The sequence below is a fragment of the Streptomyces sp. NPDC031418 genome, from assembly GCF_055581605.1.
Genome location: NZ_JBVIJC010000009.1, coordinates 1 through 12,923, shown reverse-complemented (window position 1 = coordinate 12,923; position 12,923 = coordinate 1). Strand labels below are relative to the sequence as shown.

Sequence of the window (12,923 nt, the reverse complement as noted above, 5' to 3'; positions counted from 1 at the left end):
AGGTGCAATTGCACATATTAAATTGACCTGTTGTAGGGAGGGGTTAAGTTCCACCATTTCAAAAACACATGCGGTGACTCCCGTCACACGCCTGGGCGCTTGTCGCCGGTGGCCCTCATCCACTAGTGGAATCACCTGTTCCAGATTCCCATACCCGTAAGGGCGTTGGGACATCCGCAGGCATCCTCGGGGTCACGCGCTCCCGGGACCTTCGTCCGCCTCTTCCTCGCCCTCCGGGGGCAGCGGGCCGGCGGCCATGGCGAGCCGCAGGAGGTGGTGGCAGACCGGACAGTGCCGGGTGAGGTGCCGGTACGACGAGGCGGCCGCCAGATGCGCCCTCAGGAGCGCCCGCGTCTCATGCCTGACCGATGCCGCCATACGCCACCTCCGGAGCCCCCCACGGCGGAACGGACCCTGCTCCCTGGTTACCGACGGAACCCACCCCCGTCAACCCCGGCCGCCCTCCACCGCTCCCTACGCGGACCCCTGACGGAGACACGAAGAAGGGCCCTCATCCGCTTGGATGAGGGCCCTTCTCTACTGTGCGGTCCTGACGGGATTTGAACCCGCGGCCTCCACCTTGACAGGGTGGCGAGCACTCCAAACTGCTCCACAGGACCAGGTTTCGCGGCGCTTTGTTTCTTTCCTGCGCTGCGAGAAGGACTGTACAGGAGGGTGAGGTGTCTGGTCGAACTCACCCTCCGTGTGCAGTCCGTTACGGTGCCAACGTGTCGATCGCCTTCACGATCCGCTTGTCCGACACCGGGTACGCCGTGCCCAGAGCGTGGGCGAAGTAGCTGACCCGCAGCTCCTCGATCATCCAGCGGATGTCCAGGACGGCGGCCGGCACCGGGCGGCCCTTGGGGAGCTGCTCCAGGAGCCAGGCGTACTCGTCCTGCATCTCGTGCACCTTCTCCATGCGCGTGGTGTCCCGCTGGACGCCCGTCGGCATCTGCTGGAGGCGCCGGTCGGCGGCCACCAGGTAGCGCATGAGGTCGGGCAGCCGCCGTATCCCGGCCCAGGTGACGAAACCGGGCTTCACCAGCGCGTCCAGCTGCTTGCGGACGTCCGTCAGGTTCGCGAGCAGCGCCGGGCTGCTGGTGGCCTTCAGACGGCGCTCACAGGCCTGCCAGGCCGCCAGCACCTGCTGCACCTGGGCGACCGTACGGACCGTCGTGTCCACGATCTCCGCGCGCACCTTGTCGTACAGCTTCCGGTAGGACTCCTCGTCCCACACCGGCCCGCCGAAGTCCGCGATCAGCTTGTCCGCCGCCGCCATCGCACAGTCGTCGAAGAGGGCCTGGATGGACCCGTGCGGGTTGGCCGACAGGCCGAGCTTCTGCTGGTTGGTCAGCTTCTCGGACGCGAACTTCGCCGGGTTCACCGGGATGTTGCGCAGGATCAGGCGCCGGGTGCCCTTCCACATCGCCTCCGCCTGCTCGGCCTCCGTGTCGAAGAGACGCACGGAGACCGTGTCCCCGTCGTCCACGAGCGCCGGGTAGGCCTTCACGGGCTGGCCGGCCCGGCGGGTCTCGAAGACCCGGCTGAGCGTGCCGATCGTCCAGTCGGTCAGCCCCTTGCGCTCCAGGGACTCGCCGCCCTCGCGGGACGCGGTCGCCGCGGCGGCCTGGGACAGCGCCTTGCGCGCCTTCGGCTTCAGCTGGAGCCGCAGCGTCTCCAGGTCCTTGTCCTCGGCCAGCTTCCGCCGCCGTTCGTCGACGATCCGGAAGGTGATCTTGAGATGGTCGGGCACCTTGGACCAGTCGAAGTCGTCCGCCTCGAACGGCACGCCCACCATCCGCTTCAGCTCCCGGGCCATCGCCACGGTGAGCGGCTCCTGGAGGGGCACCGCCTTCTCCAGGAACGCCTTCGCGTAGTTCGGCGCGGGCACGTAGTGGCGGCGGATCGGCTTGGGGAGGGAACGGATCAGCTCCGTCACCACCTCCTCGCGCAGACCCGGGATCTGCCAGTCGAAGCCCTCGTCGGCCACCTGGTTGAGGACCTGGAGCGGGATGTGGACCGTCACACCGTCCGCGTCCGCACCCGGCTCGAACTGGTAGGTGACCCGGAAGGTGAGGTCGCCCTGCCGCCAGGAGTCCGGATAGTCGGCCTTGGTGACCGCCTCCGCCGACTCCCGGATGAGCATCTCCCGCTCGAAGTCCAGGAAGTCCGGCTGCTCGTGCCGCTTCCGCTTCCACCAGGAGTCGAAGTGGGCGCCGGAGACGACGTGTTCGGGCACCCGCTGGTCGTAGAAGTCGAACAGCGTGTCGTCGTCCACGACGATGTCCCGGCGCCGGGCGCGGTGTTCGAGCTCCTCGACCTCGCTCAGCAGCCTGCGGTTGTCCGCGAAGAACTTGTGGTGCGTGCGCCAGTCGCCCTCGACCAGCGCGTTGCGGATGAACAGCTCGCGGCTGACCTCGGGGTCGACCCGCCCGTAGTTCACCTTCCGCTGGGCGACGATCGGTACGCCGTACAGCGTGACCTTCTCGTACGCCATCACGGCCGCCTGGTCCTTCTCCCAGTGCGGTTCGCTGTACGTCCGCTTCAGCAGGTGTCCGGCGAGCGGCTCGACCCACTCGGGCTCGATCTTGGCATTGACCCGCGCCCACAGCCGGCTGGTCTCCACCAGCTCGGCCGACATCACGAACTTCGGCTGCTTCTTGAACAGCGCCGAACCCGGGAAGATCGCGAACTTGGCGTTGCGGGCGCCCAGGTACTCGTTCTTGTTGCCGTCGCGTACGTCCTTCATCCCGATGTGCGAGAGAAGGCCGGCGAGCAGCGAGACATGGATGCGGTCGCCCGGGGCGTCCTCCTCGTTGAGATGGATGCCCATCTGCTTCGCGACCGTGCGCAGCTGGGTGTAGATGTCCTGCCATTCGCGAATGCGCAGGAAGTTCAGGTACTCCTGCTTGCACATCCGCCTGAACGAGCTGGAGCCCCGCTCCTTCTGCTGCTCGCGGACGTACCGCCACAGATTCAGGTAGGCGAGGAAGTCGCTGGTCTCGTCCTTGAAGCGGGCGTGCTGCTGGTCGGCCTGGGCCTGCTTGTCGGCCGGGCGCTCCCGCGGGTCCTGGATGGACAGGGCGGCCGCGATGACCATGACCTCGCGGACACAGCCGTTGCGGTCGGCCTCCAGCACCATCCGGGCCAGCCGCGGGTCGACGGGCAGCTGGGCGAGCTTGCGGCCGCGGTCGGTGAGCCGTTTGCGCGGGTCCTTCTGGGCGGGGTCGAGCGCGCCCAGCTCCTGGAGCAGATGCACGCCGTCGCGGATGTTGCGGTGGTCCGGCGGGTCGATGAACGGGAACTTCTCGATGTCGCCGAGGCCGGCCGCGGTCATCTGGAGGATGACGGAGGCGAGGTTGGTGCGGAGGATCTCCGCGTCGGTGAACTCCGGCCGGGACAGGAAGTCGTCCTCGCTGTACAGCCGGATGCAGATGCCGTCGCTGGTCCGGCCGCAGCGGCCCTTGCGCTGGTTGGCGCTGGCCTGCGAGATCGGCTCGATGGGCAGCCGCTGGACCTTGGTGCGGTGGCTGTAGCGGCTGATCCGGGCGAAGCCGGGGTCGATGACGTACTTGATGCCGGGCACGGTGAGGGAGGTCTCGGCGACGTTGGTCGCCAGAACGATCCTGCGCCCGGTGTGCGGCTGGAACACCCGGTGCTGCTCGGCATGGGACAGCCGGGCGTACAGCGGAAGGATCTCCGTGAACCGGTACTTCTTCTTCTCCAGTGCGTCGGCCGTGTCCCGGATCTCCCGCTCGCCGGAGAGGAAGACGAGGATGTCGCCCTTGCCCTCGGTCTGGAGCTCCTCGACCGCGTCGCAGATCGCCGTGATCTGGTCCCGGTCGGCGTCCTCCGAGTCCTCCTCCAGGAGCGGCCGGTAGCGCACCTCCACCGGGTACGTCCGCCCGCTCACCTCGACGATCGGCGCGTCGCCGAAGTGCCGGGAGAAGCGCTCGGGGTCGATGGTGGCGGAGGTGATGACGACCTTGAGATCCGGCCGCTTGGGCAGCAGCTGTGCCAGATAGCCGAGCAGGAAGTCGATGTTGAGGGACCGCTCGTGGGCCTCGTCGATGATGATCGTGTCGTAGGCGCGCAGCTCGCGGTCGGTCTGGATCTCCGCGAGCAGGATGCCGTCCGTCATCAGCTTGATGAAGGTGGCGTCCTGGTTCACCTGGTCGGTGAAGCGCACCTTCCAGCCGACGGCTTCGCCGAGCGGCGTCCGCAGCTCCTCCGCGACCCGCTCGGCGACGGTGCGCGCGGCGATCCGGCGGGGCTGGGTGTGCCCGATCATGCCCCGGACACCCCGGCCCAGCTCCAGACAGATCTTCGGGATCTGCGTGGTCTTACCGGACCCGGTCTCACCGGCGACGATGACGACCTGGTGATCGCGGATGGCGGCCGCGATCTCGTCCTTCTTCTGGCTGACGGGCAACTGCTCGGGGTAGGCGACCGCCGGCACGCGGAGGCGCCGCTCGGCCATGCGGGCCTCGGCCCGGTCGACCTCCGCCTCGATCTCGGCGAGGACGGCGGCACGGGCTTCCGGCTTACGGATCTTGCGCGCGCCCTCGAGCCGCCGCCCGAGCCGGTGCGCGTCACGCAGCGACAGCTCGGTCAGACGGGGGGCGAGGGTGCCGAGGGCGGGGGCGGGATGCGTAGACATACGCGATCCAGGATCTCACCCCGCCCGAAAAACGCGCGAACGATTTGCTCCGGGCCCGGCGAAGCCCAGGACGAGCCGCCCTAGGAGGCCCGCTGCGCGGGCGGTGCCGACGGCGCCGAAGGAGCGGGCTGAGCGGGCGGCGTGGAGGCGCTGGGCTGTGCATGCCCCCCGAGGCTCACCGCCCTCGCCGTGTTGGCGACGGCCTTGATCCCCAGGTACGCCGTCGTCATGCTGCTCACGGCCGTGAACGCGGCGGTGAGGACCCCGACGATCACGCCCTTGTCCCCGTCGAGCCGCCACACCCCGATGCCCGCGACGGCGACGATCGCCAGATTGCTGAAGAGGACCGCGAGCAGCCCGTACCGCGCCCGCGTCTTCTCTATGTCGGTGTCCCGGACGACCTTGCTCTCGCTGCCGCTCATCGTTCCCCCACGAAGAACCACCGGTAACGAAGAAGGCCCCGTTCTGACGAACGGGGCCTTCTGGCTGTGGCTGGGGCCGGGGTCGAACCGGCGACCTTCCGCTTTTCAGGCGGACGCTCGTACCAACTGAGCTACCCAGCCACGGTGTTTCACGTGAAACACCAGCGGTCCTGACGGGATTTGAACCCGCGGCCTCCACCTTGACAGGGTGGCGAGCACTCCAAACTGCTCCACAGGACCAAGCGTGTATGCAACAGTGTCGCACACGGTAATGCGTGCCCCCAACGGGATTCGAACCCGTGCTACCGCCTTGAAAGGGCGGCGTCCTAGGCCGCTAGACGATGAGGGCTATCGGCCCGCCTGGCGCTTCTCAGCGCGTCGGGGACGTGAGAAGCATATGGGATGGCGGCGGGGATCGCCAAAACGGTTTACGGGGAGTGGCGGGACGGCGCCCCGGACGGGGTGCCACCGGGGGCCGAGCCGGGGTGGTTCTGGTCGGCCAGATGGCGGCTGACCTCGGCCGTTGTCAGTCCCAGTCCGCCCAGTTCGATGGCGTCCCAGGCCTGGAGCCGGTGGTCGTGCCGGTCGAAGTAGAGGATCGAGGCCTCGATCGGCGCCGGGTACGAGCGCTCCACGGCCCGCAGCCCGCTGCCGCCCGTGGACCCCTCCATCCGCAGCAGGGTGCCGAAGGGCAGTGTCTCGGTGCCCTCGTGGTGCAGATGCCCGCAGAGCACCAGCGGCACCGTGCCGTCCGTCTCGCGGGCCGCGGCCGGCTCGTGCGCGACGGCGACGTCCACCGGGGTGCCCCGGGCCTTCTGGTCCCGCAGGGCGCTGGCCAGCCGGTCGCCGGCCAGCCGCTCGGCGGCGTCACCGCCGGGCACCGTCGAGCGGTCGGGGGTGAACTGGGGATCGCCGATGCCCGCGAACCGCAGCCCGGCCACCGTCTCCGCCCGGCCGCCGTCCAGCACATGCACGTTCTTCGTGCGCTCCAGATAGCGCTGGGTGGCCGCGGAGTCATGGTTGCCCCGCACCCACACATACGGCACGCCCAGGCGGCCGGCCGGGTCCAGGAAGGCGTTCTCCGCCGTCGTGCCGTGATCCATCGTGTCGCCGGAGTCGACGATCACATCCACCCGGTACTGCTTCACAAGCGACGCGATGATCTTCCAGCTCGCAGGGTTGAGATGGATGTCCGACACATGCAGCACCCGGAGGGTGGAGGGGTCGGGCTGGTAGGCCGGGAGGGTGGACGTGACGTCGTACAGCTTGCTCACGTTCGTCACCAGGCGCGCCAACTCCTGCTGGTAGACGTCGAATTCGGTGACGATGCTGCGTGCGTTGCCGATCACGGACGGGGCCGAGGACAGCAGTCCGGAGAACTTCGGCTCCAGTACCGACTGCGGGTTCCAGGTGGCGTACGCCGACGCGCCCGAGGCGCCGAGCAGTGCCAGGGCCAGCCCGCCGGCCGTCAGGGCGCGGCGCGGGCGCCGGTAGACGGCGAGGCCGAGCGCCGTGGCGCCGACGACGACGGCGGCGCAGGAGCGCACGGCGAGATCGAGGGTTCCGTGCTCGACGTCGTGGACCACCTGGCCCTGGAGGCCGGAGAGCCGCTCCGGGTGGTCGACCAGGGCCTGGGAGCGCGCCGGGTCCAGTTGGTCGACGTTGACGTCCAGGCGGACCGGCGCCACATGGCTGTCCAGGGTGAGGGAGCCCAGCGGGGACACGTTGATCTTCGTACCGCCGCTGAGGGAGGGCCGCAGGGCCATCGTGGTGTCCATCGGGCCGACCGGGGTCCGTACGTTCCCGACGACCAGCAGGCCCAGCCAGGCGCCGACGAGGACGACCGCGGTCAGGCCGAGCGCGCCGAGCCAGGGGCGGCGCCGGGCGGCGGTATTCAGCTCAGGGAGGTCCAGGTCGGGCAGGTCCGGGGCGGAATGCGGGCGGGGACGGCGGGCGCGGCGGGCGGTCCGGATCGGCAGGAGGCGCAGGGCTGCGCGGGGGACGCGGGCCATTGGTCCCGTATGCCCAAGTCCCAGCCGCGCTATGCGGCATCGGTACCGGACAATGACCCTGTGCTGGAGATGACGCGCGAGGAGTTCGAGGAACTGGTCGCCGAGGCGCTGGACCGGATCCCCCCGGAGCTGACGCGGCTCATGGACAACGTGGCCGTCTTCGTGGAGGACGAGCCGCCCGCCGACGACCCCGAGCTGCTCGGGGTCTACGAGGGCACCCCGCTGACCGACCGGGGCGAGTGGTACGCCGGCGTCCTGCCGGACCGGATCACCGTCTACCGGGGGCCGACGCTCAGGATGTGCGAGACCCGCGAGGACGTCGTCGCGGAGACCGAGGTGACCGTGGTCCACGAGATCGCCCACCACTTCGGCATCGACGACGCGCGTCTGCACGGCCTCGGATACGGGTGAGCCGCGGCCGGGCCGGCGGTGCGCACGCGGCGCGTGTCCTCCTGCGGGCGGCGGGAGTTGGGGAGGTTGACTCCTTCCCTCGCCCTCGGAGGTGGCCGCCGTGCGCCCCTTGTACGTACCTGTCCGTCTGGTCGTCACGGCGCTGGCCGTCTCCGTCGCCGCAGGCTGCGTGAACGTGGGCGCGAACGCGGACCCGGCCCGGCCCTCCCACGCGACGGACCGGCACGGCGCGAAGGCCCCCGACGGCGGGCCCGCGCCCGGAGTGGCCGGCGCGGGGCGGGACGAGGCCGCGGGCGGCGACGGCAAGCACGGCGACGGCGGCAAGGCGAAGCCCGGGGAGTCGGCCTCGGCCTCGGCCGCCGCCCCGTCCGCCGGGGACAGCGCCTCCACCGCGCCCCGGCGGCCCCCCGGCAAGCCCGGCAAGCCCGCCCCGTCCGCGCAGCCCGGCGATCCGGCGCCGACCGACACCCCGCCGCCGCCCCCGGCCACCTCCGCCGCCCCGCCGCCGCCCCCGGCCTCCACCCCGCCCCCGGTCACCTCGGCGCCGCCGTCGGCCGAACCGTCGTCCTCGGCGCACGAGCAGACCGGCACCCAGCTGGTGCAGCGGGAACCCGCCCCGGAGGCGGGGGCGCCCGCGTGAGAGAACGCGCAGCTCACCGGGGTCGCCGGGAGATCGGTTTGCCATCAGGGGTGGGAGGTGCGTATGGTGGTAGATCGTTTGATCCCATTTGCCCGGCGCCACCACAGAGCGCGCCGTGTGGCGCGTACTCTCCTTTGCCGTGGCGGACCGCATTGAGGCGGTCGTGAGCGAATCACGGAGTTGACGGGCGCGTGCCGAAGAGACTCCGGAAGGTTTCGCATTCGCATGTCCGTGTCCAGTACTGACCAGATCGTCGTGTCCGAGAACGAGTTCGAGAACGACTCTCTCGTGGAAGAGACGACCGAGGTCACCGAGGCCCCCGAGGCCGCTGACACCACCCCCCAGACCACCTTTGCCGACCTCGGCCTCCCCGAGGGAATCGTGCGCAAGCTCGCACAGAACGGCGTCACCACCCCCTTCCCGATCCAGGCCGCGACCATCCCGGACGCCCTGACCGGCAAGGACATCCTCGGCCGTGGCCGCACCGGCTCCGGCAAGACCCTCTCCTTCGGTCTGCCGACCCTGGCCACGCTGGCCGGCGGCCGCACCGAGAAGAAGCGGCCGCGTGCCGTCATCCTCACGCCCACCCGTGAGCTGGCCATGCAGGTGGCCGACGCCCTCCAGCCCTACGGCGACGTCCTCGGCCTGAAGATGAAGGTCGTCTGCGGCGGCACCTCGATGGGCAACCAGATCTACGCCCTGGAGCGCGGCGTCGACATCCTCGTCGCCACGCCCGGCCGCCTGCGCGACATCATCAACCGCGGCGCCTGCTCCCTCGAGGACGTGCAGATCACCGTCCTGGACGAGGCCGACCAGATGTCCGACCTGGGCTTCCTGCCCGAGGTCACCGAGCTGCTCGACCAGGTCCCGGCCGGCGGCCAGCGCATGCTCTTCTCCGCCACCATGGAGAACGAGATCCAGACTCTCGTCGACCGCTACCTGAACAACCCGGTCTCCCACGAGGTGGACGCGGCCCAGGGCGCGGTGACGACCATGTCGCACCACATCCTCATCGTGAAGCCCAAGGACAAGGCGCCGGTCACCGCCGCGATCGCCTCCCGCAAGGGCCGCACGATCATCTTCGTCCGCACCCAGCTGGGCGCCGACCGCGTCGCCGAGCAGCTCCGCGAGGCCGGCGTGAAGGCCGACGCGCTGCACGGCGGCATGACCCAGGGCGCCCGCACCCGCACCCTGGCCGACTTCAAGGACGGGTACGTCAACGTCCTGGTCGCCACCGACGTCGCCGCCCGCGGCATCCACGTCGACGGCATCGACCTGGTCCTGAACGTGGACCCGGCCGGCGACCACAAGGACTACCTGCACCGCGCCGGCCGTACCGCGCGTGCGGGCCGTACCGGCACGGTCGTGTCGCTGTCCCTGCCGCACCAGCGCCGCCAGATCTTCCGCCTCATGGAGGACGCCGGCGTCGACGCGGCCCGCCACATCATCCAGGGCGGCGCCGCCTTCGACCCGGAGGTCGCCGAGATCACCGGCGCCCGCTCCATGACCGAGGTGCAGGCCGAGTCCGCCGCCAACGCCGCCCAGCAGGCCGAGCGCGAGGTCTCCCAGCTCACCAAGCAGCTGGAGCGCGCCCAGCGCCGCGCGACCGAGCTGCGCGACGAGGCCGACCGGCTGGTCGCCCGGGTCGCCCGCGAGCGCGGCGAGGACCCGGAGACGGCGGTGGCCGAGGCCCAGGCGACGGCGGCCGAGGAGCTGGCCGTGGCCGAGGAGGCGACGGAGCGCGAGACCGAGCGCGAGGAGCGTCCGGCGGCTTCGGCGTCGTACGAGCGCCGTGAGGAGCGTCGTCCCTTCGACCGTGACCGCGGTGACCGTGGTGGTCGTGGTGGTTTCGAGCGTCGCGAGGAGCGTCGTCCGTTCGACCGTGACCGTGGTGAGCGTGGCGACCGCGGTGGCCGTGGTGGCTTCGAGCGTCGTGACGACCGTCGTCCGTTCGACCGTGACCGCGACGAGCGTCGTCCCTTCGACCGTGACCGTGGCGACCGTGGTGGTCGTGGTGGTTTCGAGCGTCGCGAGGAGCGTCGTCCGTTCGACCGTGACCGTGGTGAGCGTGGCGACCGCGGTGGCCGTGGTGGCTTCGAGCGTCGTGACGACCGTCGTCCGTTCGACCGTGACCGCGACGAGCGCCGTTCCTTCGACCGTGACCGTGGTGAGCGCGGCGACCGTGGTGGCCGCGGTGGCTTCGAGCGCCGTGACGACCGTCCGGGCTTCCGCCGTGACGAGCGCGGTGGGCACCGGGGCAGCGACCGTCCGTTCAACCGCGACCGCCGCGACGACCGTCCGGGCTTCCGCTCCGGCGGCCACGAGCGCCCGTACGGCCGTCGTGACGACCACCGCGGCACCGGCTCCTTCGGCCGCCGCGACGACAAGCCGCGCTGGAAGCGCAACGGCTGACGCCGAGTGACCTGACGAAGGGCCCGTACGACTCCGGTCGTACGGGCCCTTCTTCCGTCCGCAGTGACGCATGTCACGTCCCCGCCGAGGGAATTGCTGGGGGCATGACAGAAGATGCGCGAGTGGACACGCCGTCGGACGAGGAACGGCTCGCCCAGCTCGGTTACACCCAGGTCCTCGCCCGCCGCATGTCGGCGTTCTCGAACTACGCCGTCTCCTTCACGATCATCTCCGTCCTCTCCGGCTGCCTGACCCTCTATCTCTTCGGCATGACCACCGGCGGCCCGGCGGTCATCACCTGGGGCTGGGTGGCGGTGGGACTGATGACCCTCTCCGTGGGCCTGTCGATGGCCGAGATCTGCTCGGCCTACCCGACCTCGGCCGGCCTCTACTTCTGGGCCCACCGCCTGGCGCCCCCACGGTCGGCCGCGGCCTGGGCCTGGTTCACCGGCTGGTTCAACGTGCTGGGCCAGGTGGCGGTGACCGCGGGCGTCGACTTCGGCGCGGCCTCCTTCCTCGGCGCCTGGCTCGACCTCCAGTTCGGCTTCGCGGTGACCCCCGGCCGCACGGTCCTGCTCTTCGCCGCGATCCTGCTGCTGCACGGCCTGCTGAACACCTTCGGCGTGCGGATCGTCGCGTTCCTCAACGACGTCAGCGTGTGGTGGCACGTGCTGGGCGTCACCGTCATCGTCGGCGCGCTCGCCCTCGTCCCCGACCACCACCGGTCCGCGTCCTTCGTGTTCACGCACTTCGTCAACGAGACGGGCTGGGGCAGCGGTCCCTACGTCGTCCTCCTCGGCCTCCTCATGGCGCAGTACACCTTCACCGGGTACGACGCCTCCGCCCATATGACGGAGGAGACCCACGAGGCGGCCACGGCCGGCCCGCGCGGCATCGTCCGTTCCATCTGGACCTCGTGGATCGCGGGCTTCGTCCTGCTCCTCGGCTTCACCTTCGCCATCCAGTCCTACGACCGCGAAGTCGCGTCCCCCACCGGCGCGCCCCCGGCCCAGATCCTGCTGGACGCGCTCGGCGCCACGACCGGCAAACTGCTGCTCCTGGTGGTGATCGGCGCCCAGCTCTTCTGCGGGATGGCCTCCGTCACCGCCAACAGCCGCATGATCTACGCCTTCTCCCGCGACGGCGCGCTGCCCTTCTCCCGCCTCTGGCAGACGGTCAGCCCGCGCACCCGCACCCCGGTCGCGGCCGTCTGGCTGGCAGCGCTCGCCGCCCTCGTGCTCGGCCTGCCCTACCTGATCAATACGACGGCCTACGCGGCGGTGACCTCGATCGCCGTGATCGGCCTCTACATCGCGTACGTCATCCCGACCTTCCTCCGGGTCCGCAAGGGCACCGCCTTCGCCCGCGGCCCCTGGCACCTGGGCCGCTGGTCGGTCCCCGTCGGGGTGGTCTCCGTGCTCTGGGTCCTGGCGATCACGGTCCTCTTCATGCTTCCGCAGGTCTCCCCGGTCACCTGGAAGACCTTCAACTACGCCCCCGTCGCCGTCCTGGTCGTCCTGGGCTTCGCGGCGGTCTGGTGGGGGGCGTCGGCCCGGCACTGGTTCCTCCGGCCCGCCCCAGCGGCCGCCCCCGACCGGGCCGGGAAGTGACGGCCTGGGACCCGAGACCCCGCCCGACGCGGCCGGGTCGCCGATACTCGATCGGAGACCCGGCCCGCTCCCGCTATGCTCGGACAGGCAACAACGCTGGGCCCTTAGCTCAATTGGCAGAGCAGTGGACTTTTAATCCATTGGTTGTGGGTTCGAGTCCCACAGGGCCTACCGTCCGCAGGCGAGCCATACGGCCTCTGACCTGCTGCGCAGCGCCCGCATCGGCTCCGGCCGGCGCGGGCGCTGCGGCGTTTCCGACGCCACGTCAGCCCCCCACCGGGCGGGACCGGTCGAGCGCCGGCCACCCGGCCCGACCGACCGGGCCGACGGGCCCCCCGACCGGCCGCAGCCGCCGTTTGACATCCCCCATACGGGCCCGTAAAGTTCTTCGGGTTTTCCGGTGTGAGGCGCTGACCCTGGTCGGCCCCGGAGAGCCATCCCTCAAGTACAGCCAAGAATCGGCGACACGTCGTCGGGTGCTTCGGCGTGTGTATTTGCGGAATGAGGAATCCGCGTCCGAAAGGACACGGCCCCCGATTAGCTCTGGGGCCGGGAATCCGCTAGAGTCTCACTCGTCGGAACGGCCCGCAACGGCCGGAAAGACAACCCCCGCCGACCGGGAATCGGGTCAGAAAAGATCTGATAGAGTCGGAAACGCAAGACCGAAGGGAAGCGCCCGGAGGAAAGCCCGAGAGGGTGAGTACAAAGGAAGCGACCGTTCCTTGAGAACTCAACAGCGTGCCAAAAATCAACGCC

General features: G+C 70.3%; 8 protein-coding genes and 5 tRNA genes. 5 read left to right on the top strand and 8 right to left on the bottom strand.

Annotated features, from left to right (window positions below; genetic code table 11):
* Positions 1-192: 192 nt before the first annotated feature.
* The 8 genes from ACZ5CZ_RS14430 to ACZ5CZ_RS14395 form a co-directional block, all read right to left on the bottom strand.
* Positions 193-378, bottom strand: coding sequence for a DUF6274 family protein (locus ACZ5CZ_RS14430; protein ID WP_385841368.1), 186 nt, complete (start codon positions 376-378; stop codon positions 193-195).
* 167 nt (positions 379-545) lie between these two features.
* Positions 546-620: transfer RNA gene (locus ACZ5CZ_RS14425), tRNA-Asp, on the bottom strand.
* Between the two features lie 95 nt (positions 621-715).
* Positions 716-4,660, bottom strand: coding sequence for an ATP-dependent RNA helicase HrpA (hrpA, locus tag ACZ5CZ_RS14420; protein ID WP_468942673.1), 3,945 nt, complete (start codon positions 4,658-4,660; stop codon positions 716-718).
* An 80-nt stretch (positions 4,661-4,740) separates the two neighbouring features.
* A complete protein-coding gene (locus tag ACZ5CZ_RS14415) occupies positions 4,741-5,082 on the bottom strand; it encodes a hypothetical protein (RefSeq protein ID WP_385841366.1) in 342 nt (113 codons plus the stop codon).
* A 67-nt stretch (positions 5,083-5,149) separates the two neighbouring features.
* A tRNA-Phe gene (locus ACZ5CZ_RS14410) sits at positions 5,150-5,223 on the bottom strand.
* A gap of 24 nt (positions 5,224-5,247) precedes the next feature.
* A tRNA-Asp gene (locus tag ACZ5CZ_RS14405) sits at positions 5,248-5,322 on the bottom strand.
* Between the two features lie 36 nt (positions 5,323-5,358).
* Positions 5,359-5,431 (bottom strand) — tRNA-Glu (locus tag ACZ5CZ_RS14400).
* A 79-nt stretch (positions 5,432-5,510) separates the two neighbouring features.
* Positions 5,511-7,094, bottom strand: coding sequence for a metallophosphoesterase family protein (locus ACZ5CZ_RS14395; RefSeq protein ID WP_468942669.1), 1,584 nt, complete (start codon positions 7,092-7,094; stop codon positions 5,511-5,513).
* A gap of 60 nt (positions 7,095-7,154) precedes the next feature.
* Between ACZ5CZ_RS14395 and ACZ5CZ_RS14390 the strand changes: the two genes are divergently transcribed.
* From ACZ5CZ_RS14390 to ACZ5CZ_RS14370, 5 genes are all read left to right on the top strand, one after another.
* Complete coding sequence (locus tag ACZ5CZ_RS14390) at positions 7,155-7,505, top strand: metallopeptidase family protein (protein WP_385841364.1); 351 nt, start codon at positions 7,155-7,157, stop codon at positions 7,503-7,505.
* A 100-nt stretch (positions 7,506-7,605) separates the two neighbouring features.
* The gene (locus ACZ5CZ_RS14385; protein WP_468942665.1) at positions 7,606-8,145 is read left to right on the top strand and encodes a hypothetical protein; all 540 of its coding nucleotides are present in this window, start codon (positions 7,606-7,608) and stop codon (positions 8,143-8,145) included.
* Positions 8,146-8,370: 225 nt separating this feature from the next.
* The gene (locus tag ACZ5CZ_RS14380) at positions 8,371-10,557 is read left to right on the top strand and encodes a DEAD/DEAH box helicase (protein WP_468942663.1); all 2,187 of its coding nucleotides are present in this window, start codon (positions 8,371-8,373) and stop codon (positions 10,555-10,557) included.
* Positions 10,558-10,661: 104 nt separating this feature from the next.
* A complete protein-coding gene (locus tag ACZ5CZ_RS14375) occupies positions 10,662-12,167 on the top strand; it encodes an amino acid permease (RefSeq protein ID WP_468942660.1) in 1,506 nt (501 codons plus the stop codon).
* A 98-nt stretch (positions 12,168-12,265) separates the two neighbouring features.
* Positions 12,266-12,338 (top strand) — tRNA-Lys (locus tag ACZ5CZ_RS14370).
* Positions 12,339-12,923: the final 585 nt, after the last annotated feature.

Coding starts and splice junctions, on each gene's coding strand:
- ACZ5CZ_RS14430 (WP_385841368.1), bottom strand. CDS start 378: ATGGCGGCATCGGTCAGGCATGAGACGCGGGCGCTCCTGAGGGCGCAT.
- hrpA (WP_468942673.1), bottom strand. CDS start 4,660: ATGTCTACGCATCCCGCCCCCGCCCTCGGCACCCTCGCCCCCCGTCTG.
- ACZ5CZ_RS14415 (WP_385841366.1), bottom strand. CDS start 5,082: ATGAGCGGCAGCGAGAGCAAGGTCGTCCGGGACACCGACATAGAGAAG.
- ACZ5CZ_RS14395 (WP_468942669.1), bottom strand. CDS start 7,094: ATGGCCCGCGTCCCCCGCGCAGCCCTGCGCCTCCTGCCGATCCGGACC.
- ACZ5CZ_RS14380 (WP_468942663.1), top strand. CDS start 8,371: ATGTCCGTGTCCAGTACTGACCAGATCGTCGTGTCCGAGAACGAGTTC.
- ACZ5CZ_RS14375 (WP_468942660.1), top strand. CDS start 10,662: ATGACAGAAGATGCGCGAGTGGACACGCCGTCGGACGAGGAACGGCTC.